This is a genomic window from Roseovarius confluentis, from assembly GCF_002917925.1.
GTDB lineage: Bacteria > Pseudomonadota > Alphaproteobacteria > Rhodobacterales > Rhodobacteraceae > Roseovarius > Roseovarius confluentis.
Map to the genome: position 1 here is coordinate 13561 of NZ_PPFE01000010.1, position 17684 is coordinate 31244.

The 17684-nt window shown below is 58.3% G+C and carries 20 protein-coding genes; 14 read left to right on the plus strand and 6 right to left on the minus strand.

The annotated features are described in order from the left end of the window. Positions 1–24: 24 nt before the first annotated feature. Positions 25–1533: an AMP-binding protein gene (locus C2I35_RS18035; protein ID WP_103764454.1), complete on the plus strand. Its 1509-nt coding sequence runs from the start codon at positions 25–27 to the stop codon at positions 1531–1533. 48 nt (positions 1534–1581) lie between these two features. Here the strand turns inward: C2I35_RS18035 and C2I35_RS18040 are convergent, their stop codons facing one another. Genes C2I35_RS18040 through C2I35_RS18065 form a run of 6 tightly spaced genes read right to left on the minus strand, consistent with a single transcriptional unit; the run spans position 1582 to position 5735 of the window. Next, positions 1582–2046 carry an acyl-CoA thioesterase gene (locus tag C2I35_RS18040; RefSeq protein ID WP_103764455.1) on the minus strand — a complete coding sequence of 155 codons (465 nt, stop codon included), beginning with the start codon at positions 2044–2046 and terminating at the stop codon, positions 1582–1584. Positions 2047–2066: 20 nt separating this feature from the next. Further along, positions 2067–2915, minus strand: coding sequence for an enoyl-CoA hydratase (locus tag C2I35_RS18045; RefSeq protein WP_211286180.1), 849 nt, complete (start codon positions 2913–2915; stop codon positions 2067–2069). 13 nt (positions 2916–2928) lie between these two features. After that, positions 2929–3672, minus strand: a complete 744-nt coding sequence (locus C2I35_RS18050) for an SDR family oxidoreductase (RefSeq protein ID WP_103764456.1) — start codon at positions 3670–3672, stop codon at positions 2929–2931. 3 nt (positions 3673–3675) lie between these two features. Beyond that, positions 3676–4122 carry a MaoC/PaaZ C-terminal domain-containing protein gene (locus C2I35_RS18055; protein ID WP_103764457.1) on the minus strand — a complete coding sequence of 149 codons (447 nt, stop codon included), beginning with the start codon at positions 4120–4122 and terminating at the stop codon, positions 3676–3678. Positions 4123–4179: 57 nt separating this feature from the next. Next, positions 4180–4557 (minus strand): Zn-ribbon domain-containing OB-fold protein, encoded by a 378-nt coding sequence (locus tag C2I35_RS18060; RefSeq protein WP_211286181.1) that lies wholly within the window; start codon positions 4555–4557, stop codon positions 4180–4182. A gap of 11 nt (positions 4558–4568) precedes the next feature. Continuing rightward, the gene (locus C2I35_RS18065) at positions 4569–5735 is read right to left on the minus strand and encodes an acetyl-CoA acetyltransferase (RefSeq protein WP_103764473.1); all 1167 of its coding nucleotides are present in this window, start codon (positions 5733–5735) and stop codon (positions 4569–4571) included. A 180-nt stretch (positions 5736–5915) separates the two neighbouring features. On the opposite strand from C2I35_RS18065, the gene C2I35_RS18070 reads away from it, so the two are divergent. From C2I35_RS18070 to C2I35_RS18130, 13 genes are all read left to right on the plus strand, one after another. Continuing rightward, positions 5916–6809 (plus strand): LysR substrate-binding domain-containing protein, encoded by an 894-nt coding sequence (locus tag C2I35_RS18070; protein WP_170067253.1) that lies wholly within the window; start codon positions 5916–5918, stop codon positions 6807–6809. Between the two features lie 192 nt (positions 6810–7001). Next, the gene (locus tag C2I35_RS18075; RefSeq protein WP_103764460.1) at positions 7002–7265 is read left to right on the plus strand and encodes a DDE-type integrase/transposase/recombinase; all 264 of its coding nucleotides are present in this window, start codon (positions 7002–7004) and stop codon (positions 7263–7265) included. A 552-nt stretch (positions 7266–7817) separates the two neighbouring features. Next, complete coding sequence (locus tag C2I35_RS18080; protein ID WP_103764461.1) at positions 7818–9137, plus strand: short-chain fatty acid transporter; 1320 nt, start codon at positions 7818–7820, stop codon at positions 9135–9137. Between the two features lie 42 nt (positions 9138–9179). Further along, a complete protein-coding gene (locus C2I35_RS18085; protein ID WP_146050073.1) occupies positions 9180–10070 on the plus strand; it encodes a LysR family transcriptional regulator in 891 nt (296 codons plus the stop codon). A gap of 523 nt (positions 10071–10593) precedes the next feature. Further along, positions 10594–11724 (plus strand): LLM class flavin-dependent oxidoreductase, encoded by a 1131-nt coding sequence (locus tag C2I35_RS18090; RefSeq protein ID WP_103764463.1) that lies wholly within the window; start codon positions 10594–10596, stop codon positions 11722–11724. 49 nt (positions 11725–11773) lie between these two features. Further along, positions 11774–12952 carry a CaiB/BaiF CoA transferase family protein gene (locus tag C2I35_RS18095; protein WP_103764464.1) on the plus strand — a complete coding sequence of 393 codons (1179 nt, stop codon included), beginning with the start codon at positions 11774–11776 and terminating at the stop codon, positions 12950–12952. Then, on the plus strand, positions 12949–13710 hold the full coding sequence (locus C2I35_RS18100; protein WP_103764465.1) for an enoyl-CoA hydratase/isomerase family protein: 762 nt from the start codon (positions 12949–12951) through the stop codon (positions 13708–13710). Before C2I35_RS18095 ends, C2I35_RS18100 begins: the two co-directional genes overlap by 4 nt. Continuing rightward, positions 13707–14780, plus strand: coding sequence for a 3,4-dihydroxy-2-butanone-4-phosphate synthase (ribB, locus tag C2I35_RS18105; protein WP_103764466.1), 1074 nt, complete (start codon positions 13707–13709; stop codon positions 14778–14780). The genes C2I35_RS18100 and ribB overlap by 4 nt, the downstream gene beginning before the upstream one ends. A 58-nt stretch (positions 14781–14838) precedes the next feature. Continuing rightward, positions 14839–16044: a flavin reductase gene (locus C2I35_RS18110; protein WP_103764467.1), complete on the plus strand. Its 1206-nt coding sequence runs from the start codon at positions 14839–14841 to the stop codon at positions 16042–16044. Between the two features lies 1 nt (position 16045). After that, on the plus strand, positions 16046–16564 hold the full coding sequence (locus tag C2I35_RS22675; protein ID WP_103764468.1) for a putative sulfate exporter family transporter: 519 nt from the start codon (positions 16046–16048) through the stop codon (positions 16562–16564). Between the two features lie 74 nt (positions 16565–16638). After that, positions 16639–16863, plus strand: a complete 225-nt coding sequence (locus C2I35_RS18120) for an IS3 family transposase (RefSeq protein WP_103764469.1) — start codon at positions 16639–16641, stop codon at positions 16861–16863. Beyond that, positions 16857–17375 (plus strand): putative sulfate exporter family transporter, encoded by a 519-nt coding sequence (locus C2I35_RS22680; protein WP_103764468.1) that lies wholly within the window; start codon positions 16857–16859, stop codon positions 17373–17375. Before C2I35_RS18120 ends, C2I35_RS22680 begins: the two co-directional genes overlap by 7 nt. A 98-nt stretch (positions 17376–17473) precedes the next feature. Further along, positions 17474–17684: IS3 family transposase (locus C2I35_RS18130; protein WP_146050074.1), on the plus strand; the 211-nt coding region annotated here is incomplete at its 3' end.

Consider the following 17684-nt stretch of genomic DNA (forward strand, 5'->3'; position numbering starts at 1 on the left):
GGGGCGGGGAGACAGAGGCAGACGATGAGCAATCTGATCGAGAAATTCGACCTAACGGGCCGAGCCGACCTGCCGGCACTGGCCCTGAGGTCAGACAGCGAGAACCAGATTACCTACGGAGCACTTGGCGCAAGGGCGGCAGACCTGGCAGGTGTTCTCGTGCAGCGTGGCCTGTGCGCAGGCGACCGTGTTGTCGTCAAGGTGGAGAAATCTGTCGTCAACTTGGCGCTCTACATCGCGTGTCTGCAGCGAGGCGTCATCTACGTGCCGTTGAACACAGGCTACCGGGCGCAGGAGGTGGAATACTTTCTTCGGGATACAGGTGCGCGACTGGTTGTCTGTGACCCGGATGATGTCGCGGTCATAAGTCCCGTCACGGACGATATCAGTGCGGAGGTACTCACGCTCGACCGGAATGGTGCGGGCAGCTTGCCGGACGCCATTTCGGAGCCGTGTTTCGAAATCTATCCCACCGCCGACGATGAGGTGGCTTCGATCCTTTACACATCCGGCACGACCGGAAAGCCAAAGGGGGCGATGCTGACGCATGGCAACCTGATCTCCAACGCGTCTGCGCTGGCGGACCTCTGGCAGGTCAGGGACCGGGACGTCATGTTGCACATGCTGCCGATATTTCATGCGCACGGGCTCTTTGTCGGTTGCAACGTCATGTTGATGGCAGGGGCGCAGATGCTTTTCGAGTCCAGGTTCGACTTGGATGGCGCGAACGCGCTTCTGCCGCACGCCACGGTGATGATGGGTATACCAACGTTCTATACGAGGATGCTTTCGGATGACCGGCTGGACCGGTCGCTTGTCGCCGGGATGCGCCTGTTCACCTGCGGTTCGGCTCCCTTGCTGGCTGAGACACACATTGCCTGGACGGAACGCACCGGTTGCGCGATCCTGGAACGCTATGGAATGACAGAGACCGGCATGATCACCTCCAACCCGTATGACGGCGAGCGCCGTCCGGGCAGCGTGGGTCCGGCATTGCCGGGCGTGGCGGTACGCATCACCCGCTCGGGCAGCGATGAGGTCCTCCAACAAGGCGAGATCGGCATGGTCGAGGTCAAAGGACCGAATGTCTTCAAGGGGTATTGGCGTTTGCCGGAGAAGACCGCGGCCGAGTTTCACCCCGACGGCTGGTTCATCACCGGCGACCTCGGGTCCCTGTCCGAGGACGGCTATCTGCAGATCGTCGGGCGCGGCAAGGACCTAGTGATTTCCGGTGGTTACAACGTCTATCCGAAGGAAGTCGAAACAGAGATAGATGCGCTTGACGGCGTTGTTGAAAGCGCCGTCATCGGCCTGTCGCATGCCGACTTCGGCGAGGCCGTCACAGCGGTCGTCGTCGCGGAACCGGGATCGGCCATCGACGAGCAGGGGGTCCAGGCGGCGCTGCGTGACAGGCTCGCGGCGTTCAAGCTGCCGAAAAAGGTGATCTTTCTCGATGCTTTGCCGCGCAATACAATGGGCAAGGTACAGAAGGCACAGTTGCGGTCTGAGTACAGTGGCCTCTACACGGCCTGAAGGGTGCGGCTCAGATAAGCGTCGGACGCCTTTCGCTTGCGGAGCGATTTACAGAAGCGAGGCGATCCTTGCGCGGTCCGCTTCGGGGAAAGGCATCGCGCGACGGGTGTCCAGGCTGGCGCAGATCGAAACCTGATCCATGGTAGCGGCCAGGTAACCTTTTTCGTCCTGGTGCATTCTCAGCTCCGCGAAAATACGCTTATCGTCATGGCGATTGAGAACCATCGTGATCCTCAGCGGATCGCCTTGGCGTATCTCGCGGTGGTACCGGATGTTGGCTTGAACGGTGAACAACCCAAGCTGGGTCTTACGTGTCCAACTCTCGCCGAAGCCGCAATCTTCGAGTATATCATGACCCAGCAGATCGAGGACCATTGCGTAGCAGGCCATGTTCATATGGCCGTACAGGTCGATCCAGTCCGGAGCGGCGACGCATAACCTGTAGTTGCCCTGCCAGTGCGACCGTCTCGGCGATGGCGCGACTGACGGAAGACCGTGCTTGATTTCCTGCATCGTCTGAACCGGCTGAGGGCTCACTGGCCCTCGAACTCGGGCTTTTGGCGCGTCGTAAAGGCCTCGATGGCGGCCTGATAGTCGCGCGACATATAGCAATTCATCAAAACGTCCTCGTCTTTGACGCTGCTGATCGTGGCGTCGCGCATGCGGTTCAGCAAGCGTTTCGTGCCCGAGAGGGTTAGAGGCGCAAGGGCCGCTAGTTCCTCTGCAATATCGTGCACCCGGGGCAGGAATGTCGCTTCGTCGGTTGAAACCTCGCGCAGCGCTCCGGCGGATAGAAGTGACTCGGCCGAAAGAAGCTGCGCCGAAAACACCATTTCCTTGGTGCGCGCGGGGCCGACCATTGCCATCAGCCGGGCGAAGTTGAGGGCCGAGAGGCAGTTGCCCACCGTGCGGGCGATGGGAAAACCGAACCGCAAAGAAGGCGCCGCAACACGCACATCGCAACTGGCCGCGATCAATGCGCCCATGCCGACGCAAGGGCCGCTCATCGCCGCAACAGAGGGCACGCGCAGGGATTCCAGCGCGGTCGTGACGGCTTCGGCTTGGGTCTCCGCAGCCAGCGCCGCCTCGGGGCTTGTAACCGCACCGAGGTCGCCCATGTCCGCGCCTGCCATGAAGGAGGGCTTCTTGCCCGTGATGCCGGTCAGGACAAGCGCCCGCACGGATGTATCGTTCTCAAGCTCTTGAAAAACGTCGACCATCGCTGCCTCCATGGCGCTGGTCATCGCGTTCAGCGACTCGGGGCGGTTGAAAGCCAACCATTCTATGCGGCCGTTGCGCAGTCGCAGGATTTCACCTCCGGCGAGCTTGTTGCCCGCCTTGAGCATCCTCTCGTTGACAGGGGGAAGGGGCATGTCGCTCATGTCTCTTTCCTTTCTAGAAATCGCCGGTCGTGGCGCCGCCATCGGCGACGAGTGTCTGGCCGGTAATGTAGGACGCGTCTTCAGAGGCGAGGAATGCCACCACGGCCGCGATTTCTTCCGGGTCGCCAAAACGGCCGGCAAGGATCTGATCGGTCCATTTTGCGCGTATGTCGTCGGGGACGGCCATGACCATTGGTGTGGAGATGACACCCGGCGCGATCGCGTTGACGCGGATGTTGTGCCGTGCGCCCTCGATCGCGGCGGTCCGGGTCAGGCCGGTTATACCGGCCTTCGACGCAGAATAATTCGCTTGGCCGTATGTGCCGAAGATCGCCGTTGAAGCGATGTTGATGATGGCGCCGCCCTTGCCGTGCTCTGCGACCTGGCGAAGCGCGGTCTGGCACCCCAGCCACGAGCCACGAAGATTGACGTTGATTACCGAGTCCCACTCTTCGTCCTGCATCTTCATCAGGGAACGGTCGCGGTTAATGCCTGCGATATTCGCAAAGATGGAAATCTCGGCGAACTCGGCTGGCAATTGGGCGATCATTCTTTCCCAGCTGGCGCGCTCGGCCACGTCCAGCTCCACGGCGATAGCTGGCGAGGAGAGGCCTGTTACGACCTCTTGCGTGGCTGAGTGGTCACGATCCGCCGCGATGACCCTGACGCCTTCATCCGCTAGGCGAGCGGCCACGGCGCGCCCGATTCCACCTGCCGCACCGGTTACAAGAGCGGTTTTCTTTGCAAGCCCGCGCATTGATCATTCCCCCCCTTCGCGCGCAACGAGAAAGGTGTCCTCGCCATGCTGCACGATGCTGTCATCCTGTTTCACGAGCTCGATACCCACGCGCACCACACCACGATCGGGCTTCGAGCTGGAGGGGCGCTTTTCCAGGATCGTGGCGCGGTAATGGACCGTGTCACCGATCAGGATCGGGCCGGAAAAGGCGCGCGAAGTCTGCAGGAAGGCCATGATGGCCCAATCGTCGATACCGGAACGGAGTCCCGTGGAAAGCGAGTAGCCGAGCATCCCGTGCGCGATGCGCTTGCCGAAACCGGACTCCTGGGCGGCAATTTCGTCCATGTGCAATGGATTGAAGTCCCCGGTCAGGCCGGCAAACGTGACGATATGGGTTTCTGTGATCGTGACACGCGACGAAACGTATCTGGCGTCCGGTGGGATTTCGTCGAAGTAGACTTGAGACATGGAAGTCACCTTATTTGGCAGAGTCAACGGAGTGGCGCCAGGCTGGCATTTGAAAAGCTAGGCCGGACGAAAGACGGGCAGGTCGATCTCGTCATCCAGCGGCTCGAAGCAAACGCGCAGGGGCAGACCCACGTACATATCCGTGGGATCTACGTCGCGCAGCGACGAGAGCATGATCACCCCTTCGTCGAGACGGACCATTGCGCAGTTGTAGGGCGGGCGTTTCGTATTGCCGACATGGATAACAGTGTAGGAGAACAGTGTGCCGGTGCCCTTCGCCTCGACCCATTCAGGGGAAACGCCCGGGGCGTAGATGGAATGGCCGCGTGGGTACCATTGGTATTTCCCGGTCGCCGGGCAGCGTTGGATCAGAAGCTGCCGTTTTTTCAACCTGTCCCAGAAAGGGGCGCTGTCGTTGTCGATCACAGGTTTCATCATATGCCTCCTCAGACCGTGAGTATCGCAGTGGCAGAGGCGCAGAAGGTGCCGCCAAGCCCGTGTACCAAGGCTGTTTCCGCGTTTTCTACCTGCACGCCCGGTCCTTCGCTCCGGAGTTGCCGTGCGCCTTCTATGAGCGCGAAAAGCCCGCGCTTGCCCGGATGGTTGGAAGAGAGCCCACCACCATCGGTGTTGCAGGGCAATGCACCGCCAATGCCAAGGTTGCCGTCCGACACGAAGTCGCCCCCTTCACCACGTCTGCAGAAGCCTAGGTCTTCCAAGGCCAGAAGCGGTGTGATCGTGAATGCGTCGTAAAGTTGTGCCACGTCGATATCAGCGTGACCGAGGCCGGCCATGTCGAAGGCGCGCTTTCCGGATACACGGGCTGGCGTGGAAAGGTCTTCGGGGATTTGGCTGATCTGCGTGCGCCGGACGGCCGATCCGAAGCCGGTCAGGTAGACAGGCTTGCGGCGCAAGTCCCTTGCGCGTTCCGCACTGGTCATCACGATCGCACCGCCCCCGTCCGTCACCAGACAGCAATCGAACTTGTGCAGGGGGCTGGCCACCATCGGCGAACTGAGCACATCATCTATCGTCAAGGGGCCGTGCATCTTGGCTTGCGGATTGTGGTCCGCATGGCGGCGGAAAGTCACCGCGATTTCCGCGAGTTGCTCGGACTTGGTGCCGTATTCGGAAATATGCCGCTGCGCCATCAGTGCGTAGGTCGAGATAAGGGTAGGGTCATAGGGCAGTTCGAACTGCCCCGGACCCGCGGGTAGCACGAACGGGTCGAAAGAGGGCGTGTCCAGCGGCCACCAGCGGGGGCAGGCAGCATAGGTGATTACAACGACATCAGCCATGCCCGTCGCGATGGCGGCAGCTGCGTGGCCGGCATGAACGATGTAGGAGCAACCACCCACGTCGGTTCCGTTGAACCACGTGGGTGTGATGCCGGCATAGTCCGCGAATTCGGTGACGCTTTCGACGGCTCCACCCTCGGCCCAGTCTCCGGACGCGACGCATAGCCCGTCGACATCGTCAACCGTCAGGCCGGCATCCCCCAGCGCGGCATTCACGCTGTCCATCATGATGCGAAATGGATGAACTCCCGGCGCCTTGCGCAAGGGAGACTCGTGCAATCCGACAATGGCGGCCTTGTTGCTTATGCCTGACATTTGCTGCCTCTGCTGCTTTTTTGGTGGCGTCAGGATCGGCATGAACCGCAGTTGCCACAAGCAGTTTGACAACCGTGAATAGTTGCATATTCTGCACCGGTTCTGCCGTTTTCACGTCGCGTAAGCATGTTTCCCCGAGCAGGGCTTTTACTCATTGTCAAGCGGCGGAGCTTGCCCCGAATGAATGCCTCAAGGAGTACACCTCCCCTGACGTCTTTGCGTGCTTTCGAAGCTTTTTCGCGTCACGGGCTGGTGCGAGAGGCCGCGGAAGAGCTATCGATCTCTCATACGGTGGTGTCGCGCCACATCCAGAACGTCGAATATTTCTTGAAGGTGAAGCTGGTTCAAAAATCCGGCAGGAATATCGTACTGACAAAAGAGGGGCTGAGATACGCTCAACAGATACGGCGGGCTTTCGGTATTATCGTTGCGGCCTCGGCGGAGTTGCAAAGGAAACCCGAGAATACCCTGCACATTTCGTGCAAGCCTGGTCTGGCGACACGGCGCATTCTCGGGATGCTTTCGGAAATCGAAAGCAGGATCGGCGTTCGAAACCTGACCTTGCAGCCTCAGCTTCTGGGAGCCGACATGCTAAAGGACGGTGCCGATGTCGAACTGACCTACAGCGAGACTGTTCCCGATATCCCCGGCCTCACCGCCGAGATTTTCGCCAGCCCCAGAATCATTGCCGTTGCAAGCCCGACCTTTATGGACGGTGTGCGGGGCGAGATGACCTTGGACATGCTATCCTCGCTGCCGCTGATCCACGAAAAAAACACCCGTCAGTGGGAAAACTGGCTTACCAAGGCAGGCATGACCCAGATCCCCGAGTTGCAGGGCGTGAAGCTCTGGCAAGGCAACCTGTCCATCGAGGGTGCGAGGTATGGACAAGGTGTGGCGCTGGTCAGCACCTTGATCGCGCAACCGGCGCTGAAGAAAGGCCATATCGTCGAGGTGATCCCAAGCGATGTCCGGTTGGGAGATTACTACATGATGGCGTCGGAACAAACTTGGAAGCGTGCAGAGGTGCTGGAACTTCTGGATTTCCTTCGCAGTGTATTTGCGGATGAATAACGAAATTGTGACTGGCACGACTAGGAGTGGTTTTCGCTACGTCAGTTTCATCATCTCTTCGCTGAAGGCTTCGGCTGGGATCCGCCATTCGAGGCACTTTCTGGGCGTCGCAGCGCAATTTAGAATGCGCTCAGGTGTGAACTTTAGTTCGCATAATTTGTCTGATGTTAAAATTCCTGAGTTGTTTTTTCGCTGCTTTGGCGGGCAGTAGACTGTGATGGTATCGTCCTCGATGTTCTTGTCCAAAGCCGCCGCGATGCCCGTGCCCCCAAACGCGTGGTTCGTGAACTTCTAAAGCGGCAAAAGGAGACCTCGCGGGTCATAATCACCGACAAACTTCGCTCATGTGGTGCCGCAAAACGGGAGGTCATGCCCCTAGTCGAGCATCGCTCACGAAAAGGTCTCAACAAACGGGGGAAAATTCCCATCAAGCAATCCGGCGCCGCGAGTGGATGATGAAACTGTTCAAATACCCCTGTCATGTCCAGAGATTTGTTTCTAGTCACGATCCCATTGCCAATCTGTTCTGAACCGCCCCGACACAAGATGACACCTGCTAATTTCCGCGAGCTTCGAGCCGCCGCAGCGGACACGTGATGCGAAATCGCTCAAGTCGAAGCCGCTTGAACATCGCGACCTACTCAAATGCCTTCATTGGAGGCGCTTAAGTTTACTGTGCCCGATTGCGAGCCGCGCCTGAAGGTGCATGGGCTCCGAGCACGTGGTGAATCCGGTGGCAATTGCATTCAGGCTTCAAGAAATTTGATTGGCGAGTAACAGATTAACTCGCTTGAGAAGAGCGATCCGTTTCGGTTTCATCAACAGCGTAGCGGTTGAGGAGCCGCTCAATATTCAATCCGAGATCGGAGAAACACCGCGAGGATGCTTGCCTGATGCGGCATGACGAAGCGTGGTGCGTGGAGGAGCGCGCTCACGAACACTTTCACAATGCCGCAGCACATTTTCTCGGTCCGATAAGCCTCGATATGCGCTTCGGGAGGGTGCCGTATGTTCAAAACGACTTTCAAGATTTCTGTCCGGGCAGTTGAAAGATGGATGCCTGATCCACTGCTCTTCGCCTACATCCTGACAATACTTTCGGCTGTCGCCGCGATGGTCTTCATGAAGTCATCGCCTGCGGACGTCATGACGTACTGGGGCGATTCAATCTGGAACCTTTTGGCGTTCGCCATGCAAATGGTGTTGATCGTCGTCAGTGGCTTCGTACTGTCCACCACCCCGCTTTTCAGTCGTCTTCTCAATAGCTTTGCTTCGCTGGCAACCACGCCGGTAAAGGCTATTTTCCTGGTGTGTCTCGGTACGTTGACCGCGTCTTGGCTCAACTGGGGCTTGGGCCTGATCGTTGGCGCCGTGCTTGCCCGACGGATTGCGATACGGGTGCAGAATGTCGACTATCGTCTGCTCGTCGCGAGCGCCTATTCCGGATGGCTCGTTTTTCATGGCGGCCTGTCGGGGTCCATCCCGCTGCTTATCGCCACGCCAGGACATTTCCTTGAGGAAAGCATCGGGGTCGTCCCCATATCCTCCACGCTGTTCACGCCGTTCAACCTCGCAATCGTGATAGCTCTTTTCATTGCCGTTCCAGCCATAAACCTTCTGATGCTACGCGGTATCGACAATCCGGTTTTCGTCGACGCCGAAAAGTTGCTGGAAGAAGAAAAGACCAATGTGGACGACCGGAATGAAACGCTGGCCGATCGCATCGAGAACAGCTGGCTGCTGTCCTTGATTATCGGCGGTACCGCCTTGATCTACGTGGTTCATAGCCTGTGGACCGGGAAGTCTGGCCTGAACATCAACGTGGTCAACCTGTTGTTCCTGTCGGTCGGCATCATTCTCCACGGCACGCCTCGCAGGTTTCTTGCGGCACTGAACGAAGGCGTCAAACATGTCTCGGGCATCGTGATCCAGTTCCCCTTCTACGCGGGGATCATGGGGATCATGTCGATGTCCGGGTTGTCCGCCGCGCTGAGCGATTTCTTCATCAACGTCGCATCCGCAACAACCCTGCCAGTCTGGAGCTTCCTGTCCGCCGGGTTTCTCAATCTGTTCATTCCGTCGGGTGGTGGCCAATGGGCCGTGCAGGGGCCGATCATGATGGAAGCCGCACAGCAACTTGGGGCGGATATTCCACGTGTCGCCATGGCGACAGCCTGGGGCGACGCATGGACGAACCTGATCCAGCCTTTCTGGGCGTTGCCGATCCTTGCGATCGCCGGCCTTAAGGCCCGCGACATCATGGGGTTCTGCATGATGCATACGCTTGTTTCCGCCAGCATCATTATTGTTTGCCTTTTGCTGATCTGAGGAACAGAAAAACGGAACAGGGTGACGTCCAGGATAGCAGCCATGAACCTTCGCAGACTTGAAACCTTTTTCTGGGCAGTGCGGCTCGGCAGCTTCAAAGCCACGTCCGAGAAGCTGAACTCGACCCAGTCCACGGTTTCGATGCGAATACAGGAATTGGAGCGAGAACTGGGCGTCACCTTGTTCGACCGATCACCCGGGCAGGTAAAAGTTACGGAAACCGGCCGGGATCTGATCCCTTACGTCGAAAGAATCCTGCGCGGTGCCGCTGACATGTCGGGGCACCTGGCGGAAGTTGGAACCAGCTCTGGACGGATCAGGATAGGGGTTGCCGAAGTCATTTCGATGAGCTGGTTGCCCATGTTTGTCACGGAAATGCGGGCTCGGTTTCCCAGAGTTCATATCGAGATCGAAGAGGCCCTGACACGCCAGCTTGAACAAGGTCTGGATACGGGCCGCCTGGACATGGTTCTGGCGCCAGGTGGCAGCAATAACGCCCGATATCTTGTCAGAGACCTTGGGTCGGTCGAATTCGCGTGGATGACCAGCCCGACATTGTGCGACAGCGAGACGATCTATTCCCCGGCGGAGCTTGCCGATCTTCCAATCATCTCATTGGCGAAGGAAAGTTTTCACACCGCCACGATTACAGAGTGGTTCGGTGACAACGAGCGGACCGAGTATGCCGGAACTTGTCAAAGCATGGGCGTTGCAGCCTCTCTCGCGATGTCGGGCCTGGGCATAACACTTCTGCCGACAGAGCGTTTCGAGGCGGATGTCGCAGACGGTCGCTTGCTGCAATTGAAGACCACGCGCAAATTTCCAATGATTCCGTTCAGGGCAATGGTGGCACCTCCGACGACGAGCCGGCTTGCACTGAACATTTCCGAACTTGCGGCCGAGATCAGTACCTTCAAAGGTGCGTCCCAGTAAGCAGCTGGCCCACCAGTGATGGCTGCGTTCCCTGTAGCGACTAGCGCCGGCCGGTTGTCTTCGTGCAGTGTCATTGCGCGAGATAGAAAGACAAAGCTTGGCTCTATTTGACCGCCGCGTGTCGACTTTCATTTTCTTTACTGCTCCCGGGGGTGAGGCAGAAATGCCGAGGCAGCCGCAATAGCGAGCCACGCCCGAAAAGAATGCGATTTTGATCCGATGCAGTTTGAGTTTTCTCAAGGATGCGGCGGCTGTGCAGCATATCAAGCAGGGGCCTGCGACCGAGTTCAATTCTGTTGTCGGCAGAGCTTCAAGATAACTCGTTTGCTCGGTCAAGGGCCGCAGGGCTAGGTAATTTCATGTGAGCTGCCGACGGCTGGGAAGAGACCTTGGTGGCGCACGGAAACCAATCGACGGACGTTGATTGAGCAACCGCTCCCGGAGTCGCTTTGCGAGGCCTTCGGATGCCGTGGTGCCCAACTGGTTTCCTGAAACTTGTTTTGCATGGGAGGAGACAACAGCCATGTCCGAAGTACCGATGACCATACCCGCGCTGGAGGAGGCGAAAAGGAATCCGTTGCTTCTGGGGCTGTTCCTGCCACTGCAGTCCGGTGCCTGGAGCCCGTCTCTTGCACCCCGCGATACAAACCCAAGTTTTGATTACAACGCCCGTTGTACCGTGATGGCGGAAGAAATGGGATTCGATCTCGTTTTTGGCTTGGCCCAGTGGCTCGGCAAAGGCGGTTATGGCGGCGAAATGCGCTTTCGCGAGGATGCCAACGATCCGTTGCTCGTAACCGCCGGACTTGCGGCGTTGACCAAAAGGATCATGCTGGTTTCGACCGTGCATATCCTTTACGGATGGCACCCCCTGCACCTTGCGAAGTTCGGTGCGACCATCGACCAGATGAGCAATGGCCGGTGGGGTTTGAACATGGTCACCGGATACAAAAAATCTGAAGTCGAGATGTTCGGGCTGGGTCTTGTCGAACACGACCAGCGCTATGTGATGGCCGAAGAGTTCGTGACGCTCATGCGCCGCCTTTGGACGGACTCCGAAGAGGTGACGTTTGACGGCAAGTTCTGGCAATCCAAGAACGCCTTCGTCTCGCCCAAACCGGTGAATGGCCGGTGTTTGCTTGTAAACGCATCTTCATCGAAAGCTGGCCTGGAATACGCTGTCCGGAACTCGGACCTCATCTTTGTAACCAGCCCTGCCGGAGCGGATCTCGATGCGGCCGTGGAGGTCCTGCCGGATCACAACCGTCGCATCAAGGATCTTGCACGCGAGGCGGGGAGCGATATCAGAACGGTCATCAACCCGCATGTCATCTGCCGGGAAACCGAACGCGAAGCGAGGGAGCAATACGACCAGATCCTGGCGCAACAGGATTCCGTCGCTGCGGATAATTTCTACGCGACTTTCATGGGAGGGGACCAATCCTCCTGGAAAGGGGCCAGCCGGGACCAGTGGGTCGTCGGCGGCAATGTCCACATCGTCGGGACGCCCGAGCAGGTGGTTGACGGCTTCAAACGTCTCAACGAAGCGGGATGCGACGGCGTCCAGGTGAATTTCTACGACTACATCAACGATCTGCAGTTCTTCGGCGATCGCGTGATGCCGTTGATGAAACAGGCCGGCCTTCGCATCTAGTCGCATCCCTCCCAAAGTCTTGTGCCTTATTCAGGAGCCGCAAAAAATCATGACGCCCACACGAAGCAACACCACTGGTCCGCTGGAAGGCCTGCGTGTATTGGAATTCGCCCAAATCGCCGCCGGGCCGTTTACCGGCAGCTTGTTTGCCGATCTTGGCGCCGACGTCGTCAAGATCGAAAGGCCGGACGGGGGCGATGGGATGCGAAGCTGGCCGCCGATTCATGAAATGGAGGACGGTGGGTCGTTCAGCGGGAATTTCACGTCTTTGAACCGGAACAAGCGTTCGGTGACGATCGATATCAAGAAGAAAGAGGACGCCGACCGCCTCCGCCGTCTTATTGCCAAGGCGGATGTGCTGATCGAGAATTTTCGCCCCGGCGCGCTTGGGCGAAGTGGTTTCGGCTATGAGGATTGCAAGGCGATAAATCCCCGGTTGGTGTATTGTTCGATCACTGGATACGGGCAGGATGGTCCTTACGCGGGCAAGGGCGCCTTCGATGTCACCGTACAGGCCATGAGCGGCCTGATGAGCGTTACAGGTGAGCAGGATGGTGCACCGGTCAAGTGCGGCGTTCCGGTCGGCGATTTCGCTGCCGGTCTCTATGCGGCTTTCGTCAGCCTGGCCGCGATCCAGCAGGCCCGGGCAAGTGGGGAAGGTGCACATGTCGACTGCTCGCTTCTGGGTTCATTGCTGGGCATTTCCGCACTGCAGACCAGTCAGTTCTTCGGTACCGGGATACCGCCCGCAAGAATGGGGTCGAAGCACCCGCGCAACGCCCCTTACCAAGGCTACGAGTCGGCCGACCGGCCGTTCACCATTGCCGCAGGCAACGACAAGCTGTGGCGCGACACATGTCTCGTGGTCGACATGCCCGAGCTTGCAGAAGATCCGCGTTTCCTGACCCAGTCGCTGCGCGCCGAGAACCAGGACCAGCTATCAGCAATCCTGCAGCCGGTATTCTACACCCGGTCAGCCAGCGAATGGCTGGCCGAGTTCGATGCAAAGGGAATTCCCTGCGCGCCGATCAACGACTTCCGGGAAGTGCTGAGTGATCCCCATGTGTCGGGTACAGGCTGGATCATGAAGACCGAGATGCCCAACGGCGCGGATGTGTCCACCGTCGGGTTTCCCGTGGGTCTGACGGGGTTCGAATATTCGATACGACGACGCCCGCCTGCCTTGGGAGAGCATGACGAAGAAGTGATGACGGAGTGGCAGGCATGACGGGCGGCAATGCCGACATACTGTCTGTTGGTGCAAATGAAGACACGGATTTGGAGACTTTCACGTTGCAGCGTGTTGAGCGGGCCAACGCTCTGAACGCGGAGCTGGTTAATCGCTTGACCCTTTGTCTCGATAAGTTGGCCGAAGCGCAGCAGGCGACCCGGAAGCAGAAACTGGTACAATTCCGCTCTGCCCATCGTGCGTTTTGTGCGGGTTTCGACCTTGTTGAAGCCCAAGAGCAGACCGAGGGCGATATTCTGCTGCGCTTTGTCAGGATCGAAACGCTGTTGCAAAAGCTGCGCCGGGGTCCCGTCGCGTCGATAGCCGTCATCGAAGGCGCGGCATATGGTGCCGGTGCCGATCTCGCGATTGCCTGCGTCTGGCGGGTCGGCACGCCTGCCGCGAAGTTCCGTTTCCCAGGTTTTGGGTTTGGTGTCGCTCTTGGCACGCGCCACCTTGTTGAAATTGTCGGGACTGGAAAAGCAAGGCAAATCCTGTTTGAGAATCGGGTGTTTGAGGCACAAGAGGCCTTGGAGTGCGGGCTGCTGACACATCTTGTTGAACCGGAAGATCTTGAAGCGACGGTTGAAGAATTGTCATTGTTGCCGGTCACGTTTCCGACTGGCGCAGCCGAGCGGATGGTCGCGCTAACCGGACAGGATAGTGGAGACGCGGATCTTGCCGACATGGTCCGTTCGCTTGCAGAGCCCGGGCTGAAGGACCGCATTGCCCACTATCTGGAGGCAAGCGGAAGATGAGCAATGTAGAGGCAGCAATAGAGAGAATTGCAAACGGCGGGATGGTCATCGTCATCGATGATGCCGACCGCGAGGCGGAAGGTGACCTGGTGATGGCGGGGAGCCATTGCACGCCTGAGGCGATGGCATTTATCATTCGCCACAGTTGCGGCATTGTCTGTGCGCCATTGTCGGCTGCCGAGGCACGCCGCCTTCAACTCGCGCCGATGGTCGCACAGAATGACGCGCCACTTGCAACGGCATTCACGGTTTCGGTCGATATAACCCATGGTCTCACGACCGGAATATCCGCCGAACAGCGTAGCAATACCATCCGGGGGCTTGCCAACCCGAACATGGGGTCTGCCGATTTCGTTCGACCCGGCCATGTTTTCCCACTGATTGCGCGCGATGGGGGGGTTCTCATGCGCTCGGGGCATACCGAAGCGGCGGTCGACTTGTGCAGATTGGCAAAGCAACCACCCGTCGGTGTGATCTGTGAACTGGCTAACGACGACGGCACGGTGATGAAAGGTAGGCAGATCTACAAGTTCGCCGAGCTTCACGAAATTCCGGTCATCAGCGTAGAAGAGATGATTTGCTGGAGGCGAGAGCGCGAGGTTCTCATTACGCGTTCCGAGGCTTTCCAGTGCGAAACCGTTGTTGGTCCGATGACGGGATACGCCTTTTCCACGCCGTTTGACTCTATCAGGCATTTCGCTTTTGTCCTTGGCGACATCAAGGGGGATAAACCGGTTCCGGTTCGCATCCATCGTTCGTCCGTTGTGACGGACGTCATCGTCTCTGACAGCATCGTACATCGTAGCCTGCAAAAAATGGCCGCGGAGGGATGCGGGGTGCTGATCTACCTACGCGAAGGATCCTGCGGGGTACCTTTGGCTTCGCTCGATAGCGATATGCCGAAATCCGAAGAACAGAGGCAGAGTCAATGGCTCGAGGTCGGGCTTGGTGCCCAAATATTGAATAGCCTGAAGGTCTGCCGCATCAAGCTCATCACCGAGCGCCAAGTGAACTACGTGGGCCTTGGCGGTTTTGGCCTGAAGATCGAAGCCGTGGAACGTGCCGATTGATGCCAGACCAGATTAGCGTTCGCGGGTCAGCCCAAAGTCCTATCGAGTGAGGTCAAGAATGACGCAGTCCAAACAATCTATAACGACCAGCCTGTTCCGCGATGTTCTGGGGCTTTTCCCAACGGGCGTCGTCGCCGTAACCGGCGTGGGCGACTCGGGGCAGCCCATCGGGATGATACTTGGGAGTTTCGTATCGGTCTCGCTTGACCCGCCTTTGGTGTCGTTTTTGCCAGGTAAATCATCGTCTTCCTGGTCAAAGCTGGCGCGTTGCGAACGCTATTGCATCAACGTGCTGGGATCCAATCAGGAAGACGTATGTCGCGCGCTCGCATCCAAGAGCCCAGACAAATTCGACGGGATCGCCTATTCAGAGTCTGATTGGGGCAATCCCATGATCGTCGGGTCGTTGGCGTATATCCATTGCAAGCGTGAAACCGTCCATGACGAGGGCGACCACGAAATCGTTATCTGCGAAGTAGAAGATCTTGCTGCCAGTGCACCCGGTACGCCTTTGCTGTTTTATCGGGGAGGCTTTGGTACGTTTACGTCTCAGTCTCTCGTGAACGGAGGGTCCGCATTGATGGAAAAGGTCCAGCTTTTGGACCGTATCCGAGACCTGCCGGAAGCGTTGGCGCAAGAACTGGGCACAGAGGTTTCCGCAGTGGCGCTTGTCGAGAACGAAGTCGTCCTAATCGGGTCATATGGGCGGTCACGTACAGTTGATTTTCCTACTCGTGTCGGTCAATACCTGCCTTTCATTCCACCAATCGGGGGTGTGTTTGCCAGCTGGGGCGATGGAGCGTTGAAGGATGCGTGGTTGAACAATTCCGGAACCGACGGCAGTACAGAGCGCAACGCCGCGATGAATTCTATCTCAAACATAAGACGGCGTGGCTATGCTTTGGGACTGGGACACAACCGCAGTTTGGCATGGGAGCAAGCTGCCTACTTCAGGTCAGTAGGAGACCCTCAGATCTCCGCCGCCGAACTGTGCAGGCGCATTGCGGCAACGCTGGAACACTACAATCCCGAAACTTTGGACGCGTCGGTGGATCACGAGTTCCATTTTGCCCAAGCACCGATTTTCGACGCCCAGTCGCAAGTTCAATTAGCGCTTACGTTGTGGGGCCCGCCGGGAAAAATGCCAGCTGAGGAGGTTGGCAAATGGTCATCGAAAGTCTTGGAGACCGCTTTGCGAGCCACACAACGGATCGGTGGTGTCGAGCCGGAAAACACGTGGGCCGCGACCAATACGAAACTCTGAAATGTTGATCAAGAAATTGCACAAATGGCGCCGGAACACAGAGCCTGCTGGTGTCGAGGTCAGAATTCGTGCCTGCACACCTGGTTTGGCTGTGTCTGCCCTAGTGGCCTTGGCCGCGCAATTCCTAGCCGAGCACAACGGCGTTCCCGCCATGCTGATGGCGCTTTTAATCGGTCTTTCGCTGAATTTTCTCGCCGAACCTAACTCTCCGACCGGCACGGGAAGATCCTTCACTGCAAAGTCAGTCCCACGTATCGGCGTTGCGCTTCTGGGCACAAGGATCTCGGTCTCGATGCTGGCGGAAGGCGGCGATGTACAGTCGGCATGCCGCGCCGTCGGCGTAAGCGACGCGACGTACTACAATTGGCGCCGACGGTTTGGCGGGATGGCGCGTTCACAGCTGTCGGAGCTGCGTAGCCTTGAGAAGGAGAGCGCCCGGCTGAAGAAGATCGTAGCAGAGCTCGAGCTGGACAAGCTGATTCTGAAGGAAAGCCTGAACCACCTAAAGCCGAGGGCCTGACGACGGAGCAGCTTCGTCAGGCTGTCATCCACACGCGCCAGAAGCTCGCGACATCGGAGCGTCGAACCTGCCATGTGATTGGCCTCGCCCGCAGCTCGATGCAGTATCAAGCCGTTCCCAGGAACGACGACGACCTGCGATTGGCAATGATCCGCCTTGCCAAGAGCTATGGCCGCAAAGGCTATCGCAAGGTCGCCGAACTGCTGCGGATTGAAGGCTGGCGGGTGAATCATAAGAAGGTGGAGCGCCTCTGGAGCGAGGAAGGGCTGCAGCAACCTCAGCGCCACAAGAAATGTTGATCAAGAAATTGCACAAATGGCGCCGGAACACAGAGCCTGCTGGTGTCGAGGTCAGAATTCGTGCCTGCACACCTGGTTTGGCTGTGTCTGCCCTAGTGGCCTTGGCCGCGCAATTCCTAGCCGAGCACAACGGCGTTCCCGCCATGCTGATGGCGCTTTTAATCGGTCTTTCGCTGAATTTTCTCGCCGAACCTAACTCTCCGACCGGCACGGGAAGATCCTTCACTGCAAAGTCAGTCCCACGTATCGGCGTTGCGCTTCTGGGCACAAGGATCTCGGTCTCGATGCTGGCGGAAGGCGGCGATGTACAGTCGGCATGCCGCGCCGTCGGCGTAAGCGACGCGACGTACTACAATTGGCGCCGACGGTTTGGCGGGATGGCGCGTTCACAGCTGTCGGAGCTGCGTAGCCTTGAGAAGGAGAGCGCCCGGCTGAAGAAGATCGTAGCAGAGCTCGAGCTGGACAAGCTGATTCTGAAGGAAAGCCTGAACCACCTAAAGCCGAGGGCCTGACGACGGAGCAGCTTCGTCAGGCTGTCATCCACACGCGCCAGAAGCTCGCGACATCGGAGCGTCGAACCTGCCATGTGATTGGCCTCGCCCGCAGCTCGATGCAGTATCAAGCCGTTCCCAGGAACGACGACGACCTGCGATTGGCAATGATCCGCCTTGCCAAGAGCTATGGCCGCAAAGGCTATCGCAAGGTCGCCGAACTGCTGCGGATTGAAGGCTGGCGGGTGAATCATAAGAAGGTGGAGCGCCTCTGGAGCGAGGAAGGGCTGCAGCAACCTCAGCGCCACAAGAAGCGCAAGCGTCTCTACC